This window comes from Streptomyces sp. NPDC090499 (genome assembly GCF_044769305.1).
GTDB lineage: Bacteria > Actinomycetota > Actinomycetes > Streptomycetales > Streptomycetaceae > Streptomyces.
This window is the reverse complement of record NZ_JBIVXP010000001.1, coordinates 1,115,704-1,134,578: the sequence shown is the minus strand read 5'-3', so window position 1 is coordinate 1,134,578 and position 18,875 is coordinate 1,115,704. Positions and strand designations below refer to the sequence as shown.

Here is an 18,875-nt window from a genome sequence, read left to right as displayed (position 1 = left end):
GACTCCACGACCACGCCACGGCCGTGTTCCTCCTCACCGACGAAGGCATCGTCGTACGCGTCAGTCCCGTCTCCCAGCGGCCACGTCTCGATACGGCGGTGTCGCTGACCCGCTGGCTCGTCGCGAACGGCTTCCCGGCGACGGAGCCCGCGGATCTTCCCCAGCCGCTCGTCTACGACCCGCACGCGGTGACGTTCTGGCACCACTACCCGCAGCCAGAAGGCAGCGGGCCACCGGCCGGCCCCTTGGGCGCCCTGCTACGTGAACTCCACTCCTTGCCAGCGCCGCCGATCCCGCTTCCCCGGTTTCAGCCCCTCACCTCGTTCAAGAGCTCCGTGGAGTCGAGTTGCTACCTGACCTCGGCCCAGCGTGAGTGGTTGGCTGCGCGGCGGGAGGAGCTTCTGGACATCTACGACAGGCTCGACTTCCCTCTGGGCCAAGGTCACATCCACGCCGACGCCTATCCCGGAAACACGCTCTGGAGTGGTGACGGCGTGCGGCTCGGCGACTGGGACGAGGCAGCGTTCGGCCCTCGCGAGATCGATCTGGCCAACACCTTCCAAGGGGTCCGTTTCGGACGCACTGCCGCAGACCTCGACGAATTCAGCCGTCGGTACGGATACGACATTCGGCAGTGGGATGGACTGCCCGTCCTGCGAGCGATTCGGGACCTGCACACACTCGGCGCCTTCATACGACGCGCGGATCGAGGGGACGAGGCGGCCGGAGAGCAGCTTTCACACCGAGTCGCAACGCTCATGGACGGGAGAGAAACGGCCTCCTGGAGTACAGCCTGACCCGGGGCTTTCGGGAATCGGTCGAGGGCGGCACGTCCCCTACAGGTTCGTTGGGCATGCACTGATGCACGCCTTGGCCCCTATCGACCTGCACGCAATTGGTTGCCGAGAGTGACTGCAATTCCGTGACGGATCACCCCGGCGCATTTACCACCGTCTGCCTTCCTGCCCGTCAGCTGGACCTGGCGGACTGTGCTCGTTCCGCAGCAAGTAGACGGTCAAGGTTGTCCCGCGCGCTGTCGAGCGCAGTGAGGATCTGCGTGCGGGTCTGGTCGAAGTGGGAATCAACCTCGATACCGAGGTCATGCCGCAGCGTGACCCGCAACAGGTAGACACCATCGGACAACGGACCGCTGAACCATTCCTTGGCCCGCTGGTACACCTCGTCGAGGTCTCGGCTGCCCGGTAGCTGTTTCACAACTGTGTACCCGACACCGAGCGACCTGTTGAGCGTCGAGGCGACCTCCAGGACACTCTTCGCCAGCGCCATCTGGGCCTGGGAGTACTGGTCGGCCCAGGCCTCCTTGGCTGCGTCGAGAACTGCCGGATCGACACTTTCGCCACGTTCGGACGCCAGGACGGCGTCTCGGGCGGCGACCCGGTAAGCGCGGGCCGTGGTGTTGAGACGGGCATAGAGATCACGCTTCGCCTGCAGCGTTCGCTCATCACGCTCGTGTTCCCGCTCACGATCCGCACGCCGGTTCTGCTCCGCTGCTTCGGCGCGGCTTGCACGCTGGCTGAGCACCGCTCCACCCAGAGTCCCGCCCAACGTTCCTGCGACGCTGATGAGCGCGACCGCAAGTGTCGTCACATCCAACAGAAACCCTCTCCACCAGAGGCTTCGCATGCTTATCTATCCGTCTGGGCCGACGTGACCAGCTCTGCCTTGCGCTTTCTGTCAGCTCAGATGCGGGCCCCACCACCAGCGGCGCGGACCCGCTGGCGACGTCTGAGCGCCCCCCCCAGGCTCGGGTTGCCCCTTTTACCCTCCGCCAGCACGGACCGTATATCTCTCGGGTTATATCACCCACGAAATGTGCCGTCCGCCCAGCGACGCGGAAGGCTGCTCCCCGCACACCTCTCGTTGTGCATGGCACCACCGAAGCCGACACAAGCCGAGCACGGGAAAGGAGAGGGTCATGCCGACTCCCCGGCGCACCAAGGGCGATCACCTGATCTACGCCGACGTCGTCGACTCCAAGAGCAAGGCGGGGGTCTGGATGGGCGAGCGCGATGCCTTCCAGGCCAAGCAGGCCGAGATCCTGGAGGCGTTGAAGGACAACACCGATTGGGTGCCCGTCGAGAACGCGATCATGGTGGTCAGCACCGAGCCCGCCGGCATCACGATCATCGCCGCGAACCCCACCCTTCCGGGCGTGATCGTCCTGGCGGACGGCGGCTCCCCGGAGGCCTCGGCACAGCTGCAGGCCACGGGGGAGGAACTCGTCCGCAAGCTGATGGCCGAGCGCGGCATCCTGGAAGAGGAAGCCGCGTAACAACAGTGGCCTCCTCGCAGCTTCTGTGGGGGAAGTACATCCGGTACGACCGGGACGGCGAGGTCGCCCTCCTCGACCCGGTCACGCTGGACAGCGTGTACCTCGACCGCGGGGAGGTCACCGATCTCTCCGCGGTTCCCCCGACCGCGACGCACACAGCTCTCGCCGAGCTCGGCTTCTCGCCGGACGGTCCCGACCGCGACCAGCGCGAAGCACTCCGCAACCGACTCCGGAGACTGGGTCTGGAGCCCTTACCCGTACGGATCAGCGGTCTCCGGGTCGTCCTCACTGACGCCTGCAACATGAAGTGCAGCTACTGCTTCGTCGACACGAACACCGGCAAGCCGGACATGACAGAGCAGGAACTCGCTGACGGCTTGACCTATCTCTTCGAGACCAACGCCGGCCAAGACGAGGTGGCCGTCCAGTGGTTCGGGGGCGAACCGACGACTCGGTTCGACCTGATGCAACGCGGGGACGAACTCGCGGATGCCCTGGCCGAGCAGTACGGCGTACAGCGCGTCCGCCGCACCGTCGTCACCAACGGCGCCCGAATCACCGACGCCATGATCGATCACTTCTCCCGCTACCGCTACGGCGTCGGGATATCCGTCGACGGCCCTCCCTCGGTCAACTCCGAGCACCGGAGACTGCTGGGCGGCCAGTCGGCCGACGACCGCATCCGGCGCAACGTAGGCCAGCTCCTCGGTGCGGACGGCATCCACGTGGGCTGCAACCTCACCCCCACGCCCGCGAACATCGGGCGCCTGGCCGAGACCGTCAAATGGATCATCGACGAGCTCGGCCTGAAGTTCATCTACGCCAACACGCCCATCCCCGCCGGCGGCCGCTGGACTGTCGACGGCGCGGAACTCGCCGAGGAGCTGTACCAGGCGCGCCTCGTCGCCCTCGGCCGAGGCGGGATGATGTTCTCCGTCCTCGACCGGGCGTTCCAGGCACTCGACAGGCGCCGCCCCATGCTTTTCGACCACATGCAGAACGACCGCACGCTCAACGCCGCCCTGCTCCCCGGAAGCCGCGTCAGCCTGTGCGACATCAACTTCACCGAGCCGGCCTTCCTGTACACCCTTGAGGAGTTGCGGGCCGACCCGGCACTGTTGGGCGGCATTGCCAAAGAGATCGCCCCGGTCCCCGAGTGCGGCGAGTGCCCGGCCCTCGCGATCTGCGGCGGTCCCTCCCGCAACGAACAGCTCCTGATCGCGGGGGACCGGCCGGACCCACAGATGTGCGCCTTCTACCAGGGCACGGTGGAGATCGCCGTATGGGACAGCACGGGGCTCCAGTGAGCGCGGTTGTTGCGCACTCCGAAGCGCCGAGCGCGCCACCTCTCAGGCGGTATCGAACCGCACTGGTCAGCACCGCCGGCCACTGCAGGATCGCCTGCGGGTTCTGCTTCCGCGCCGACCGCGCTCATGGGTTCCTGGGCGTGTCCACCTACACCCGGGCCCTGTCCCGGTTGAGGGAGATCGGCGTCGAGGGAATCTGCCTCACCGGGGGCGAACCCGCGCACCACCCCGAGCTACGCCAACTGGTTCGACTTGCCCACCAGTTCGGCCTGCCGGTGTCCGTGGTCACTTCCGCCCGCGATCCCGAGGACGTGGCCCGTCTGGTCGGCCTGGCCCACCTGCTCGCGAACGTCACCGTCTCCGCGGACTCGGCCGGCGCCATGGAACTCGGCCGCACGACCCGGTCCGTCAGCTCAGCCATAGCGACCCTGAAGCAGGTCCCCGCACAACAGCAGGTCCTCCACCTCACGTACTGGAAGCTCAGCGACCAGGAGAGTCAGGACATCTACAAACGCGCCGCCGCGGCAGGGGTCGAGATCCAGCTCAGCCCCGTCGCCCTCGATGACGCGGGTCGACGGCGCGCCGGTCACACCGTCCACAGCTACATCGACCAGCAGAGAGCCGACACCACCCACCTGCGTCGCTACTTCCACCTCACGCCAAGGTTCCTGGAGTACCTGACGGGGCTCCGGACCATGCACCTCCATCCCGAGGGCCGCCCCCTCTGTTCATCCGCCTCCCTGTACGTGTCCGCAGGCGGCGACATCCGCCGCTGCCCGTACGGCAGTACAGGAGTGAACGTCCAAGCGCCCCGAGCGGAGATCACCCAGTTCCTCAACTCCGATCCCCAGGATCGGACCACGCCTGAGTGCGCGGCCGTCTGCCGTGCCGACGAGACCTGGTGAGAGGCCCATGACGACGCTCGTCACCACAGTCGGAGAGTTCACCGAGCGATGGCGCACTCCCCCCAACCTCCGCGTCGGCGGCACTCTGGCTGGCACCGGATATGCCTTCCCTCCCGCGCGTGACGTCCTCGACGTCATCCGGCGGGACGAAGAGGTACGGTTCACGATCCTCGGTGACGAGGACTGGTCCGTGCGTATGGACCGTACGGCGGCCTTCCGCACAGCCCCGATCGAAGAAGTGCTCTCGTGGAGCTTCCGCCTCGTTCACTTCGACCTCAGCCGCTTCTACGACGGCCTCCTGAGCGGGTTCCAACAGCACGTCATGGTCCCGTGGCGGACCCAGATGTCCAGTTGGGGGTTCACATGGCAGCGATGCGCACCGATCCTTTTCTTCTCCACGGCCGGGGTGTCCTCGACCTATCACAACGACAACTCGCACGGACTCGTGTGGCAGATCGAGGGCACCAAGACGTTCCACAGCTACCAAGACCCCGACAAGCACCTCAGCGCCGAAGCCGCCGTCGTGAGTGAGACGACCGGAGAGGAACCCCCCGAACACGATCCTGCTGATCGCCAGTCCGTGCGGATGGACCCAGGCGACCGGCTGTGGAGCCACGTGCTCACCCCGCACTGGGTCACCACCGAATCCCCGGTGGCCATGAGTGTCACTCTGGCGCACGGAGGCCTGTGCCATCAGGGCCGCTTCTCGGAGCGGGAGCTGGCGCTCCGCGCATACTGGGACAGGCATCCCGAAGAGGCGTGGAAACTGGACCTGCGCAACGTCCGCTACTGACAGCAGGAACCGGGTCAGCCTCTTAGAGGGGCTGACCCGGTTCCCTGTCTCTACGGAGTCAGCCGGTTCGGCCCCCGGAAGAGGAACGTGGCTTCCCGAAGCGAGTCGAGGCCGAGCAGCACCATCAGCACGCGGCCGAGCCCCATACCCAGACCGCCGTGGGGCGGGCAACCGTAGCGGAAGCAGTTCAGGTAGTCCTGCATGGGCCCTGTGCTCATGCCCTTCTCCGCAGCCTGCTTGAGCAGCACGTCGTAGCGGTGCTCACGCTGGGCGCCGGTCGTGACCTCCAGCCCCTTCCACAGCAGGTCGAAGCTGAGTGTCAGGCCCGGGTTGTCCGCCGGCCTCATGTGGTAAAAGGGCCGGATGCTCGTCGGATAGTGGGTGATGAACACCCACTCGTGCCTGGTCTGCTCCTTGACGTAGGAGGCGATACCTCGCTCGCCTTCCGGGTCCAAGTCCTCCTTCACTCCCTCCGGGTCCCAGCCCTTCGCCCGCAGGATCTTCTGCGCTTCGGCCATGGTGACGCGCGGGAACGGCGTCTGCGGCACCACGACCTCGACGCCGAAGGTCTCCCTGATCGCGTCGCCGTGCAAGTCGGCGACCTTGGCGATGCCGTGCGTGAGCATCTGCTCCTCGAACGTCATCACGTCCTCGACGCCGTTGATCCAGGCAAGCTCGACGTCCACTCCTGTGAACTCGGTCGCATGCCGGGACGTGAACGACGGCTCGGCACGGAACACGGGCCCGATCTCGAAGACCCTGTCGATGCCGGCCGCGATGGCCATCTGCTTGAAGAACTGTGGCGACTGTGCCAGATACGCGGAGCGGTCGAAGTAGCCGAGTTCGAAGACCTCGGCTCCGGACTCGGACGCCGTGCCCATCAGCTTCGGCGTGTGCATCTCGGTGCACCCCTGCGTGTAGGCGTACTCGCGCATTCCCCGCTCGAACGTGGTCTGCACGGCGAACAACAGCTGCGCCTGAGGCCGGCGCCGTACGTCCAGGAACCGCCAGTCGAGGCGGTGCTCCAGCCCTGTGTGCTCGTCGATGGGCAGCGGCGTCTCAGCCCGGTTCAGGATCTCGACCGACTCGGGAACGACCTCAAGGCCGCCGAGCTTCACGATCGGGTTCTCGACTACGCGGCCGGTGATCCGGACGGCGGACTCCGTGGTCAGTCCCTCCAGTGCTGCCTCGACCTCGTCGCTTTCACCCGAGCGTTTGTGAGTGACCTGCACCATGCCGGTGTGGTCACGGACGACAGCGAACTGCATCTTGCTCTGCAGGCGGAGCGTGTTCACCCAGCCCGACACGGATACGGTCTGCCCGACGTGTTCTCGCAGGTCAGAGACCAGTACGCGGCTAGTCGTGTGGATCATCGCAGCCCTCCCAGGGGCGTCGTCATGATCCCTTGGGGGCGCGGACGAGAAGGGTACTCGCGGTGCCACCGCGCCTTTACCGCCACTCGGGGAGAGCGGCGGCCTCATTCATGCCCGTGACGGGGGCCAGCCGGCGGGGCATTGGGTCGTAAGACCGTTCCTCCCCGCGCTCAGGAGTGTCTTCGCATCGGGGCGCGAGATTGCCTTCCCAGCTACCGGCAATTCTCTCGGCTCACGTGATCCCGAAGCTACTCGTCTCCATCAACGCGTTGCCAATGAGCATAGCGGGAACCCCAGGGATAGGGAGGCAAGATCACGCCAGAGTCGGTGCGTCAGCGACGGATCGCCTCTCGACACCCCCATTCCCAGCCGACCAGGTTCATGCGCGGGTGCGTGCACCATGCCGACGGCGGTCGCCAAGGCCAGTCTCGTTGTGGTCGCGCCAAGCGTCACTCTGGGTTGTGGAGGGAACATCCATCGTGCGACCCCAGGTCGGGCCAACGCCTCATATCGTCTCAAGACGGGCGACGGAGAGGGATGGGCACCTGGGCTGATCGTGATCGGATGGATATATCACCCGTGTGATTTGAGTCCATCACCGATAAAATCCTACGCTTCGAAGAAATTCAGACGGAGATACCCACACCTTTGGCCGGTTAACGCGATCAAGCGATACGCCGAGCAATTCTGGCGTCCTTATCACCGAACTCCGCCGTGCTTCTTACGGAAGGGCATCCTGACGATGGATGGAACCTCACGTGCCGGAGTGCCCGTTGAGATCCTCTCGACCCTCAACGTGCCGCCCGGCAGGAGCACCAAGTACGTCTTCGGAACGTCCGACAGGTCCACTTTCGAGGCAGTGCGGCTCTGGGAAGGCGACCGGGAAGCCTACTCGGTGTGCATGTCCGCCCAGGCGGGATGCAGGTACGGCTGTACTCATTGCGCTACCACTTTCGCGCGTACACCCTTCGTGCGGAATCTACGGCCGGAGGAGATCACCGCGGCGGTGCAAGCGGTGGCGGATCCCGTTCGTACCCCGCAAGGCCCCCTCGTCTGGGTCGACTTCGCCGGAGTCGGGGATGCCGCCGCGAACTGGACCCACGTCACCTCAGCGGCGAGAACCATTGCGGACCGTGGCTTGGCGAAGCAGGTGAAGGTGACCAGCATCGCCCCACAGGCATGGGTTCGAAGGCTCCTGCGGGCCGACGCCTGGTTACCGGATCGCTTCATGTTCTCCCTGCACGGCGCCACCGGGACTCAGCGCCGCGCGATCATCCCCCGCGCGGACGATCCCGCGACCGTCCTACCGCTGTGGGCCGCCGTTGCCGAGCAACGCCCCGTGGTGGTGAACTACGTCCTCTGCGAGCACAACACGCGGCCGGCGGACGAGGTCGCGCTCACACAGCTGCTCGCTCCGTACGCCGGCCGCTTCGCTCTGCTGCGGCTCTCCAGTATCAACCCCGTGCACGGCAGCCCCCTACGCCCGAGCGTCAGGGAAGCGAAATTCATCGCCGCGCTGTCCCGCGATCTGGAGGGCTGGGTCGTCTCGCACCACCTTTCCGCCGGGCGCGAGGCGGTCGCCGCCTGCGGTCAGCTGCGTTCGGAGATCCTGGATCTCGCTCCGCCAGTCAGCCGTACGGGGCAAGCCGAGACCATGAGCTGAGCCGATCGCCCGCCGCAGGAGAACTAAGTCCTCGGCTGCTCCCCGTGTTCCAGGTACACGGGGCCACCGTTGGCTCGCGATGCAATCGCCGCCTTCACCCTGCGTGACAGCCTCGGGATCAGGAGCTCGTCGAGTTGCCCGGAAGGAAAGAACTCGGCGGCGAGAAGCTCGTCGGGAGCGAGCTTGATGGAAGCGAAGTCCTCTGGGGTGAGTTCCCCACCGTCGAAGACGTACAGAACCTTGTCACCCTCGGCATCACTCGGAGCCCAGTCCACAGCGAGGAGAATGCCGATCGGCGGAGTGATTCCGAGCTCCTCCTCCACTTCCCGTCGGCAGGCCGCCAAGGGCGACTCCGCATGCTCGACGTAACCGCCGGGGATCTCCCACATGGGCTTGTAGGAAGGCTGGACGAGGAGGACTTGTCCGTCGGCGTTGAAGAACAGTGCACCGGCCGCCATACGGGGCCGCGCCATGCGCTGTTCCTGCTCATTGAGGGCCATGGACCTCAGCCTACGATCCGGGTCCGCTGCGTCCTCGCGCGGCTACTCGCCTGGCGCGGGCGGTCACCGCGTGTGGATACTCCCGGCAGTGGCGGGACGGGAGCGAGCCCATGCGAGGTATGACCGATCATCTGCCCTTCGGTAAGCGCGTGCGGTTCTACCGGCAGCGCCGCGGGCTGAGCCAGCGGCAGCTCGGTCAGCTCCTGGGACGTTCCGAAGACTGGATGTACCGGATTGAGTCCGGGCGTATCCCGGTCAACAACGTGAAGATGCTGGCGGACCTGGCCCAGGCTCTGCGTGTGCACCTGGAGGACCTTCAGGGCACGCCGAGGTTGCTGGAAGACCGTGGACGCGACACAGGCAGCGTGCCGGCGATCCGGGCGGCGCTGATGCAGTCGCGCCACCTGGCGGGCTCCCTCTACGACGACCGTGAATCGGTCCGTCTGGAACGTCTGCGCTTGGAGGTCGACGAAGCCTGGCAGCTCTACCAGAGTGGGCGGTTCGCGAAGTTGGCGGAGCGGGTGCCCGGGGTCCTCGCTGACGCCCGTCTGGCGACGCGGGAGCGATCGTCCGGTCGTGAGAGATCCGAGTCGCTACGGCTGTTCGCGTTGACGTGTCATGTGGCGGCGGTACTCCTGCGGAAGTTGGGGGAGACCAATCTCGCGTGGACCGCAGTGGACCAAGGCGACATGGCCGCGGTGGAGTCGGGAGACCCGTCCGTCGTGCTCGCTCTCCGAAGGGGCATCGCGCACGTGCAGCTCGGCGCCGGATTGCCAGCGGAGGCGGTCAACGTCACGCTGGACGCAGCCGACGGCCTCGAACGCGGGTGGTGGTCATCGGCCCCGTCCGCCCTCTCCCTGTACGGGACCCTCTTCCTCAACGGAGCGGTAGCCGCGGCGAGGATGAGGAACCGGGCGCTGGCCGATCACATGATGGGCAAGGCGCACGAGGCAGCGGAGCGGCTCGGGAGTGACCGTAACGAGCTGTGGACCTCGTTCGGCCCCACCAACGTCGAGATCCATCGGTTGGCGCTCGCCCTTGAGTTCGAGGACGTCCAGCTGGCCGTGGACATGGCCCCACACATCCGAACCACCGGACTTCCTGTGGAACGGCGAGCCCGTGCCCGGCTCGACGTAGCCCGCGCGTATGCCGAAGCCGGACGTATCGACGATGCCGCTGAGGAACTGAAGCGCGCCTTCCGCATCGCGCCCGAGCAACTGCGGGCCCACGAGTTCGCCCGCGAGTTGGCGCGCCGGTTGCACAAGCTCTCACGTCGCCGGGACGTTCAGGATCTCGCCTTGAACCTTGGGGCCATCAAGTAGCGGCCCAGGTCAGACACACCGATGGACCCGGAATTTTCCTCCGGGTCCACTCCCGCGTGCGCGCTTACGGTCTTGACCACCGAGCGTCGCTTGAACGGGAGGCAACAGGGTGTCTGTCCGCCGACTGGACGACAAAAATGGATCCGACGGCATCGACGACACGGTGGTGCTGCGCTGGAGTGGCCACCCACGGTGCGTCGGACTCGCCCGCAACGAACTACGCCGTGCACTACGTGGGTGGGATCTGTCCCGCATGGAGGACACGGCCGTACTCGTGCTTTCGGAGATCTTCAGCGACGTCGTACGCCACGTTCGAGTACCACCGGGCAGAGAGATCGAGTCCCGGTACATACGCACCAGTGATGGCCTCCGACTGGAAGTCCACGACGACGCTGAGGGCCACTACCAACCGGCTTCTGAAAGGCCCGCTCTGCAGGACGAGTTCGGGTCGCAACTCCTGCAGGCATTGACCCACCGTTGTGGCGCGGCCCAACGAGCAGGAAACCGCTTGGTCGTTTGGGCGGAGTTGGCCCCTGACTTCCGGAGGGGGCCCTGCGATGACCGCTGACCGACCGGCTCACCAACTGTTCGTCCTAGCCGAGGAGATACCGGTTCGACCCGCTTCCGCCAGTGGTAGAAGCGAAGAACGCGAAACCGGCGTCTGGAAGGGGTTCGGCTTACGCGCCCACGACACGGACACGGATCCGAGTGGACGCTCCGTTCGGCGCTGCCGCCGCTGCCAGTGCCTTCTCAGCCGCTACAACGAGAGTTCATACTGTGGCAGTTGTGCCCGCAACGCACCAAGCAAGCCCCGGGTCGTGCCAACTGTGCCAGCCGAGGTATGGAATCGTGCCGACATTCGGACGGCGCTCTTCGCGCGGGACTTCGGCCAGGTGTGTCACCTCGTTCGCATCACGACCGGACTGCGCCAGAGTGACATGGCCGACCTCACGGGACTGAGCCAGGCATTCCTGTCCATGCTGGAGTCCGGCGGAAGACGGCTGACCAACATCGACAAGATCGTCGAACTGCTGGCAGGACTCAACATCCCGGCCGACCTCGCTGGCCCCACGCTCCTGCCAACGACCGAGTCGGCCGGAGAGGCCTACCACGCCAGCTAGGCCGGGAGATTCTCGAGAACTGAAGGTCTTCAGGAACGCCTGAAGAGGGCGCCCTGTTCACCCGGCTATACGGACCTCGTCGAAAGATCTTCGTCAGCCGCCCGCCCGCCGGGCACGGACCTTCGCCTGGGCGCATCGCTCCGCCAGAAACGTCCAAGCCGGCGTACGAGACGTCGGCCCGCTTCGACACGTTGTGCTTCCACGACGCTTGGTCCCGTCCTCCTCGATGAGGCGACAGGGCCGTGGTCACGTACTGATCAGCCGGTATGCGATATCACCACCGCAATACCGGGCTGGACGAGTCATTGAAATGCGGCAAGGTCCCAGTACTCGCTGCTCGCCTGAGTGACTTCACCGCGACGGCAGAGAGGTTAGGCTGGGAGCTTTCAATCTCGGTACCTAATTTCCTGAATCCCTATGGCCGTGGACATAGGGATTCAGGAAACAATGGCCAACTCTGCACCACACTGGTGACGGTCACACCGCAGCGGACACTCGATTGCCGCTTCCCAGAAGGAGCGGTATGTGCGCTAGCAGCACATCGATTAGTGCGCCAGAACGGATCTCAGCGGCCGTCACCCGGAGATATGCGCGACAGCATCGTGACTGTGGATGCTCTCAAGATTGCGTACGCGGACCGAGTGGGCCAGTCCTCGGTCGCGGCAAGCCCGGCTGACGTCGCGCGCCATGTCCTCGACGAACACCGGGTGGTCGTAAGCCTGCATTGTCAGAACGCGTTCATCGGGACGCTTGACCAAGGGCACCACTGGAGCGGACGCGCACTGCTCCAACAGCCGCACAGCCTGTTGCACCCCGAAGGGGTAGGGAGCGTCCCCGCGTCCCGTTACGGCCAGCGTGACCCGGCTGCGCTGGTTGTGGGCACCGTAGTCGGAGATCGCCTTCGAACACGGGCACAGACTGGTCACCTCAGTGGTCACCGACGTGACCACCGTCGTGCCCCCATCGTCCCAGCGACCGTCGAACCGAACATCGTGAACTTGGCACGACTCGGCACCACTCGCGGGCGCGATGACGGTCGTACTCAAGGGGAGGGCGACCGATACTGCTACCGCCGGCGCGTCAAGCAGATCCGCACCGACTTTCAGGACCTGCGGCAACTTGCGTGGATCGAACCGGCGAAGGTGCTCGTGGGCAAGTGCCACCATGCGGCTCATATGGGTGCCGCGGCGGTCATGTTGGAGCCGCACGGTCACTTCGATCTCGGCGATGCCCTCCTGGCGGAGGTGACCATCCTCGAAGTAGAGCGGGTAGCGCAGGCCGCTGATGCCGACGTCGTCAATCTCGATGCTGCGGGCATCGGTCTCGTTCTGGATGTCGTGCATGCTCACTCGCCCCGATAGGTGCAGCCGGAGGTGCACGTCTCGCGGACAGTGAGTGCAGAGAGGTCGGGCAGAGCAGGCTTCAGCCGATCCCAGATCCAACGGGCAAGGACCTCGCTGGTCGGGTTGTCCAGGCCCTCAATGTCGTTGAGGTAGTAGTGATCGAGCTGCGCTTCGATGGGCTTGAAGGCCTTCTTGAGGTCCCCGAAGTCCATGACCCAACCCGCCTCAGGGTCGACGGGCGCCTCTACGTGGACGATGACCTTGTAAGAGTGGCCGTGCAGGCGAGCGCACTTGTGCCCCTCGGGAACCTTGGGCAGGCGGTGCGCGGCTTCGAACGTGAACTCGCGGAAGATTTCCATTACTGAATTCCCAGATACTTGTGCGTCTGGAGAGAGAGGATCCAGCGCGGGTTCTTCATGCAGTACTCGACCGTCGCCCTGGTGTTGGCTTCAACGTCAGGGTTGTCCATGGGCTGGAGCCGGAAGTACCGGAAGTCCAACTGCTCGAACTGACGGGGGTCACCTCCCAACTGGGGGTAGACCAACTTCAACTCGTCACCGCTGGTTACGACCAGCTCAGAGCCGATCTTGGGGCTGACGCAGAGCCAGTCGATGCCCTTAGGGGGCACACGTGTGCCGTTGGTCTCGACTGCTACCTCGAAACCGCGGGCATGCAGGGCGCCGATCGCTGCTTCGTCGAGTTGCAGGAGCGGCTCCCCGCCTGTGCACACCACGAACCGGTGCTCTCTGGAGGACGACGGCCAGGCATTTTCGACTGCCTGAGCGAGGTCGTCCGGGGTCCTAAACTTGCCGCCACCTTCTCCGTCAGTTCCGACGAAATCTGTGTCGCAGAACTGGCAGATCGCACGGTGCCGATCCTTCTCCAGGCCCGTCCACAGATTGCATCGCGAGAAGCGACAGAAGACGGCTGGGCGGCCTGCGTGGCTCCCTTCACCTTGCAGGGTGTAGAAGATCTCTTTGACCAGGTAGGTCATTCTCACGCGCCCTGGTACTGAACGGGGTCGGTGACGCCAGCCTCGGCGAAGCCCTTGAGGCGGAGCAGACAGGTTTCGCAGTGTCCGCAGGCCCGCCCCTGCTCGTCCGGGTCGTAGCACGAGGACGTTAGGGAGTAGTCCACGCCGAGCCGCAGGCCTTCGCGGACGATGTCCGCCTTCGACATGGAGATCAGCGGCGAGTGCAGCTTGAGCCGCTGCGTGCCCTCAACTCCAGCGCGGGTGGCCAGGTTGGCCATCCGTTCGTAGGCCTCCATGTACTCGGGACGGCAGTCCGGGTAGCCGCTGTAATCGACGGCTGTCACGCCCGTGAAGATGTCGCTCGCCCCAACCGTCTCCGCGTAGGCCAGCGCGAAGGACAGGAAGATCGTGTTGCGTGCAGGAACGTACGTGATGGGCACGCTGCTGTCGGAGTCCTTGCTGCTGGCGTCATCCAGGGACTCGTGCTTCGGAACGTCGATGTCCGACGTGAGCGCCGAGCCTCCAAAAACTCGCAGGTCGATGTCAGCGACGACGTGGCGTGCGACCCCTTGCGCCGCAGCCACGCGCTTCGCAGCCTCAAGTTCCACGCTGTGTCGCTGGCCGTACCGGAAGCTCAGTGCGTACGGCGTGTAGCCCTGGTCCTTGGCGATCGCCAGGACGGTCGTCGAGTCCAGTCCGCCACTCAGTAGAACGATCGCGGGACGCTCCGCCATGCCTTGCTCCCTACTTAGATCTATGTGTACGGGTGAAACCCTAGCGGAAACCGGCAGGTAGAGTAACGACAGCAAACTGCTAGTTATACTCGCCGGGGAGTAGGGGCTGCGTGAAGCAACTAACGGTGGTCGTCACCTGCACAGACCGCAAGGCTGCCGTGCCAGAGGCCGCACTGCACGCGAGATCCCTCCCTGCAGGGACCGTGAAGGAGCGCGCGATGCTCTGGAACGAGCGCGTCAACAACGCCCCGCCAACACACGCGCTCACTGGGCTCTACCGCGGCGACCACTGGACGCAGGCACAGCGGCTCCGTGACGAAGCCACCAAAGCCGGGTTCAAAGCGGAACTTTGGGTGGCTTCCGCCGGCCTCGGCCTTCAGCCAGTATCAGCGTCGGCTCCCTCGTACGCCGCGACCTTCAGCACCCGACACGCGGACTCGGTAGCCGCCACAACAGAAGACAGTGCCCAGTGGTGGGGCCAGCTCCAGGAAGACACCGGTCGAGCAACGCTGCAGGAACTCGGTAAGGCAAGCCCTGTCCTGATGGTTCTCTCCGAGGCCTACGCGAAGGCCATGGAAGTGGAACTGCGCGCCCTGGCCGAAGTCGCGCCCGACGTTCTCCTCTTCGGTGGCGTCGACGAGGTCGCCGGCATCCACAGAGTCCCAGCGGACGCCGGACTGAGACGGGTTCTGGGCGGAACGCTGACGAGCTTGAACGTTCGCATGGCCACCTCGTGGCTCCAGCACTGCCAGGACAACCAGCTCACGTCAACGGCCACCACCGACTCCTGGAAGAAGTGGGCGGCGAGCGAATCCAGACCCGAAATTCACAACCGCCAGCCGATGACGGATGACGAGGTAATCGCCTTCATCCGGCAGCAGACTGCATCCCAGCCGGGCATCTCGCGGACACGGCTGCTGCGTCGACTGAGAGACGGAGGCCAGGCTTGTGAACAGAGTCGCTTCGCCAACCTGTACATCAAGGCCATGAGGGTGTCGTGACAGAGAATCCAATTCGACGCAGAGCTCTACGCATCGAACAGAACCCGAGCATCCCGCTATACCTCTTCGCCCTGGAGGCCGGAGAGGTGGATCGTGTGGCTGACGTAGCAAGGATCTCCCGTGACGAGGCTGGGAAACTTCTCGGCTACCAGCGGCCCGAGAAGAAGCAGCACGTCAAGCAGATCCTTGACTACCTGGACAGCGAAGACGTCCTGTTCCCGAACGGTCTCATCCTCGCCCTCCCCGCCTCGGTCCGTTGGAAGGGCAGCCGAGGGCCCAATAACACCGATGGCTTGGCGACAATCGGGACCATCGAGATCCCGCTGCCGGAATCCGACGACGCTCCTCGGCCGGCCCTGATCGTAGACGGACAGCAGCGAAGCCTTGCTCTTGCCCGCACCAAGCGGTCGAAGCTCCCCATCACCGTTGCTGGGTTTGTTGCTGAAGATCTGGAGATCCAGCGCGACCAGTTCCTCCGGGTCAACACCGTGTCACCTCTTCCTACCAACCTCGTTTCCGAACTTCTCCCCGAAGTCAACACAAAGCTACCAACCCGGCTGTCTGCTCGGAAACTCCCATCCGCGCTTGTTAATGCCCTGAACCTGGACAATGATTCGCCGTTCAGGGGAATGATCAAGCAGGCTTCAAGCGTGGGCGATAGGAAATCTGAGGCAGTAGTTAAGGACAACAGCCTCATCTCTGCCATCGAAGAATCACTCTCCCCCTCCGGGGTTCTCTTTCCATACAAAAACCTTTCCAACGGAACAACCGATACATCAGCGATGAGAGACATTCTCGTCGTCTACTGGACAGCCGTTAGAGACACCTTCCCGGAAGCCTGGGGGCTCTCGCCAGCCAAAAGTCGCCTCATGCACGGTGTGGGAATCCGATCAATGGGGCGCCTCATGGACCGGATAATGGACCGTGTACTGGTGAGTGCAGATATCGAGTCTAAGGATGCCTACGACAAGGCTATGACCGAGTTGGAGCTAGTCAAGCCCCACTGCCATTGGACAAAGGGCCGCTGGCCAGAGCTCAACATTCCCTGGAATGAGTTGCAGAACACGCCTCGCCATATCAGTACCCTGTCAAACCTTTTGATTCGAATTTACCTTCAGTCGAGGATGAGCGCGTCGTGAAGTTCTACTTTCCGGACAGTCAGGACCAGATCAGTCCACAGTACGACTTTAAAAGGGATGAGTATCCAGATCACCGGGTCCGGCAGAGGGATGACTTGTATGCCCATCAGGCGGTGACTCCGGCACCGTACGACGGGATACTGGTTAGTAAGGCGATCGTAGACGGGTCAGTCAAGGGTGCCGGGAAATATAGTACCCCCCAACGAAATCGACTTTATCGTGACGGTGTTTCGAGGTTTTTCGGCCTACCTGAAACGATGACGAGTCTCGGCGATTGTGGTGCATTTAACTACATCGATGAGGAGCGCCCGCCGTACACTATCGATAGTGTTCTCGAATTCTACTTCGAGTGCGGATTTGACGCTGGCATCAGTATCGACCATGTGATTTTTGGGTACCAGCCTAATGACTCGGAGAAAGAGGCGGATCCGGCATGGGTGAAGCGCCGCGAGATTTCGCTTGAGTTGGCAGAGAAATTCATCGATGCCGTCAAGCGGCGCAATAAACTCATTCCTGTGGGCGGAAGAAGGCTGGAGCCGGTTGGTGCGGCCCAGGGGTGGAGCCCCGACAGTTACGCGGATAGCGTCGCTAGGCTCCAGGAGATGGGATATAAGAGGATCGCTCTCGGTGGCATGGTCCCGCTCAAGACCCCGGAGATCATTGCCTGCCTCCAGAGGATCTCTGAAGAGCGCAAGGATGGTGTTAATTTCCATCTGCTGGGAATTACACGCATCGATAGCATGGAACGCTTCGTCAAATATCACGTCAGTAGCTTCGACAGCACATCGGCATTCCGACAGGCCTTCATGGATGAGCGGAATAACTATCATACTGCCGATGATTCATTCATGGCGATCAGAGTTCCCCAGGTTGACGGTAACCTCACCCTCAAGAAAATGATTTTGGCGGGGACTGTGTCCCAGTCAGCGGCAATCAAGGCCGAACGGGAATGTCTCAGGTTGCTTCGCGAGTATGACGAAGATGAGAGTGCTGATGTAGAGCCCGTCATGGATGCCCTGCGCGCCTATCAAGCACTTCTAGGTGATCCTAAGAAGCTTGAGAAAGTCGAGAAGTATAGGAAGACCCTCGTCGCCCGGCCGTGGAAGGACTGCCCCTGCGCTCTTTGCAGGAAGCACAAGATCGAGATAGTCATCTTCCGTGGAACAGAGAGAAACAAGCGCCGCGGGTTCCATAACATGACGGTACTCGAAGCCAAGATGCGCAAGCTGCCGCTCACATAATCGCCCAGACCGCGCATAGTACGTAAAGCAACTCAAACAGGAGATGATGTGGCCGACCGCTACGTGTTGAAGGTTCCCGCGCTCAAGGTGCTTCAAGGCAGCAAAGAGATCTACTGCTTCGCTGTCGACGGCAAGAAACTGCACGACTTTGCCTCTGTCTCGCGCGTCCGCCGCGATGATCAGAAGCGGTTGCAGGGGTACCAGCGGCCCGAGGTCCTCAGCCACATCAGTTCGATCCGCCGCTACCTTGAGTCAGAGGGGGCGATGCTCCCCAACGCAGTCGTTCTCGCGTTCGACGAGCGCGTGACGTTTAAGCCGGCGGCCCGCGGCGGAGACGTGACGTACTCCATCCCCGGCGAACTGATCATCCCGGTGGATGAGTCGCTTGCCGACGAAGAGAAGCCAGCCTGGCTCGTGGACGGACAGCAGCGCAGTGCAGCCATCAGGGACGCTGACCTCGGAGAATTCCCCGTGGCAGCCGTAGGCTTCATCGCCACCCCGGAAGAGCAGCGGTCGCAGTTCATCTTGGTCAACTCGACCAAGCCGCTTCCCAAGGGGCTCGTGTACGAACTTCTGCCGGAGACGACCGGCCAGCTGCCGCGCTCGTACGCGCGCCGTCAACTTGCCGCGAAGATCATGGTCCTTCTGAATATGAGCGACGGCCCCTTCGGCGGAAGGATCGCCAGCCCCACGTCGCCGGGCGGCAACATCAAGGACAACAGCGTGCTGAGGATGCTGGAGCACAGCATCTACGAGGGCGCCCTGTACCAATACCGGAACGCCGACGACGGCACTGGGGACGAAGAGGCGATGCTGGCCCACCTGCTTGCCTTCTGGAAGCCGGTGTCGCTCCTCTTCGAAGACGCGTGGGGCAGGCCTCCCAAGGAGTCGAGGCTCACGCATGGCGTGGGTATCCAGGCCATGGGCTTCGTCATGGACCAACTCACCACGGATGTCCCCTACGACAAGGTCAACTGGGACAAGATCCGTATCACCTTGCGCGGGCTGGAGGACCACGTCGCCTGGACCTCTGGCACGTGGCGGTTCTCGGACGGTCAGGAGCGGCGTTGGAACAGCCTTCAGAACACAGCCAATGACGTGCGGCTGCTCACCAGCCACCTGCAGGCCCTCGTCTCGAAGTAGAGCTGACACGTTCCTTTAAGGGTG

Annotated in this window: 19 protein-coding genes; 12 read left to right on the top strand and 7 right to left on the bottom strand. The window is 63.9% G+C overall.

All coding sequences use genetic code 11. The features are described from left to right. The first annotated feature begins 23 nt into the window (after positions 1-23). Complete coding sequence (locus ACIQVL_RS05255; RefSeq protein ID WP_403474454.1) at positions 24-797, top strand: phosphotransferase family protein; 774 nt, start codon at positions 24-26, stop codon at positions 795-797. A gap of 172 nt (positions 798-969) precedes the next feature. Here the strand turns inward: ACIQVL_RS05255 and ACIQVL_RS05250 are convergent, their stop codons facing one another. Beyond that, the gene (locus ACIQVL_RS05250) at positions 970-1,644 is read right to left on the bottom strand and encodes a hypothetical protein (protein ID WP_403474453.1); all 675 of its coding nucleotides are present in this window, start codon (positions 1,642-1,644) and stop codon (positions 970-972) included. A gap of 292 nt (positions 1,645-1,936) precedes the next feature. Between ACIQVL_RS05250 and ACIQVL_RS05245 the strand changes: the two genes are divergently transcribed. From ACIQVL_RS05245 to ACIQVL_RS05230, 4 genes are read left to right on the top strand one after another with little or no spacing between them, the layout of a single operon-like run. Further along, entirely contained in the window at positions 1,937-2,293 is a 357-nt protein-coding gene (locus ACIQVL_RS05245; RefSeq protein ID WP_234543809.1) for a hypothetical protein, read from the top strand. Between the two features lie 5 nt (positions 2,294-2,298). Beyond that, the gene (locus ACIQVL_RS05240; protein WP_403474452.1) at positions 2,299-3,600 is read left to right on the top strand and encodes a radical SAM protein; all 1,302 of its coding nucleotides are present in this window, start codon (positions 2,299-2,301) and stop codon (positions 3,598-3,600) included. Next, positions 3,597-4,505 (top strand): radical SAM protein, encoded by a 909-nt coding sequence (locus ACIQVL_RS05235; RefSeq protein WP_403474451.1) that lies wholly within the window; start codon positions 3,597-3,599, stop codon positions 4,503-4,505. The genes ACIQVL_RS05240 and ACIQVL_RS05235 overlap by 4 nt, the downstream gene beginning before the upstream one ends. Positions 4,506-4,512: 7 nt before the next feature. Then, complete coding sequence (locus ACIQVL_RS05230) at positions 4,513-5,298, top strand: hypothetical protein (RefSeq protein WP_403474450.1); 786 nt, start codon at positions 4,513-4,515, stop codon at positions 5,296-5,298. A 50-nt stretch (positions 5,299-5,348) separates the two neighbouring features. Here the strand turns inward: ACIQVL_RS05230 and aspS are convergent, their stop codons facing one another. Further along, complete coding sequence (gene aspS, locus ACIQVL_RS05225; RefSeq protein ID WP_403474449.1) at positions 5,349-6,671, bottom strand: aspartate--tRNA(Asn) ligase; 1,323 nt, start codon at positions 6,669-6,671, stop codon at positions 5,349-5,351. A gap of 766 nt (positions 6,672-7,437) precedes the next feature. Here aspS and ACIQVL_RS05220 point away from each other — a divergent pair. Beyond that, positions 7,438-8,334 (top strand): hypothetical protein, encoded by an 897-nt coding sequence (locus tag ACIQVL_RS05220; protein ID WP_403474448.1) that lies wholly within the window; start codon positions 7,438-7,440, stop codon positions 8,332-8,334. 23 nt (positions 8,335-8,357) lie between these two features. Here ACIQVL_RS05220 and ACIQVL_RS05215 read toward each other — a convergent pair whose 3' ends face one another. Further along, complete coding sequence (locus ACIQVL_RS05215; protein ID WP_403474447.1) at positions 8,358-8,834, bottom strand: NUDIX domain-containing protein; 477 nt, start codon at positions 8,832-8,834, stop codon at positions 8,358-8,360. Between the two features lie 119 nt (positions 8,835-8,953). On the opposite strand from ACIQVL_RS05215, the gene ACIQVL_RS05210 reads away from it, so the two are divergent. Both ACIQVL_RS05210 and ACIQVL_RS05205 read left to right on the top strand, forming a co-directional pair. After that, the gene (locus ACIQVL_RS05210; protein ID WP_403474446.1) at positions 8,954-10,156 is read left to right on the top strand and encodes a helix-turn-helix domain-containing protein; all 1,203 of its coding nucleotides are present in this window, start codon (positions 8,954-8,956) and stop codon (positions 10,154-10,156) included. Positions 10,157-10,974: 818 nt separating this feature from the next. Continuing rightward, on the top strand, positions 10,975-11,277 hold the full coding sequence (locus tag ACIQVL_RS05205; RefSeq protein WP_403474445.1) for a helix-turn-helix domain-containing protein: 303 nt from the start codon (positions 10,975-10,977) through the stop codon (positions 11,275-11,277). Positions 11,278-11,852: 575 nt separating this feature from the next. Here ACIQVL_RS05205 and ACIQVL_RS05200 read toward each other — a convergent pair. From ACIQVL_RS05200 to queC, 4 genes are read right to left on the bottom strand one after another with little or no spacing between them, the layout of a single operon-like run. Next, complete coding sequence (locus ACIQVL_RS05200) at positions 11,853-12,620, bottom strand: GTP cyclohydrolase I FolE2 (RefSeq protein ID WP_403474444.1); 768 nt, start codon at positions 12,618-12,620, stop codon at positions 11,853-11,855. Between the two features lie 2 nt (positions 12,621-12,622). Beyond that, positions 12,623-12,979, bottom strand: a complete 357-nt coding sequence (queD, locus tag ACIQVL_RS05195; RefSeq protein WP_403474443.1) for a 6-carboxytetrahydropterin synthase QueD — start codon at positions 12,977-12,979, stop codon at positions 12,623-12,625. Further along, on the bottom strand, positions 12,979-13,614 hold the full coding sequence (gene queE / locus ACIQVL_RS05190; protein ID WP_403474442.1) for a 7-carboxy-7-deazaguanine synthase: 636 nt from the start codon (positions 13,612-13,614) through the stop codon (positions 12,979-12,981). Before queE ends, queD begins: the two co-directional genes overlap by 1 nt. Before the next feature lie 2 nt (positions 13,615-13,616). Next, positions 13,617-14,327, bottom strand: coding sequence for a 7-cyano-7-deazaguanine synthase QueC (queC, locus tag ACIQVL_RS05185; RefSeq protein WP_403474441.1), 711 nt, complete (start codon positions 14,325-14,327; stop codon positions 13,617-13,619). A gap of 218 nt (positions 14,328-14,545) precedes the next feature. Here queC and ACIQVL_RS05180 point away from each other — a divergent pair, with 218 nt between their 5' ends. From ACIQVL_RS05180 to dbpB (ACIQVL_RS05165), 4 genes are read left to right on the top strand one after another with little or no spacing between them, the layout of a single operon-like run. Then, entirely contained in the window at positions 14,546-15,328 is a 783-nt protein-coding gene (locus tag ACIQVL_RS05180; RefSeq protein ID WP_403474440.1) for a hypothetical protein, read from the top strand. Further along, positions 15,325-16,467 carry a DGQHR domain-containing protein DpdB gene (gene dbpB / locus ACIQVL_RS05175; protein ID WP_403474439.1) on the top strand — a complete coding sequence of 381 codons (1,143 nt, stop codon included), beginning with the start codon at positions 15,325-15,327 and terminating at the stop codon, positions 16,465-16,467. Before ACIQVL_RS05180 ends, dbpB (ACIQVL_RS05175) begins: the two co-directional genes overlap by 4 nt. After that, positions 16,464-17,708 (top strand): tRNA-guanine transglycosylase DpdA, encoded by a 1,245-nt coding sequence (dpdA, locus tag ACIQVL_RS05170; RefSeq protein WP_403474438.1) that lies wholly within the window; start codon positions 16,464-16,466, stop codon positions 17,706-17,708. Before dbpB (ACIQVL_RS05175) ends, dpdA begins: the two co-directional genes overlap by 4 nt. 48 nt (positions 17,709-17,756) lie before the next feature. Continuing rightward, positions 17,757-18,851, top strand: coding sequence for a DGQHR domain-containing protein DpdB (dbpB, locus tag ACIQVL_RS05165; RefSeq protein ID WP_390696976.1), 1,095 nt, complete (start codon positions 17,757-17,759; stop codon positions 18,849-18,851). Positions 18,852-18,875: the final 24 nt, after the last annotated feature.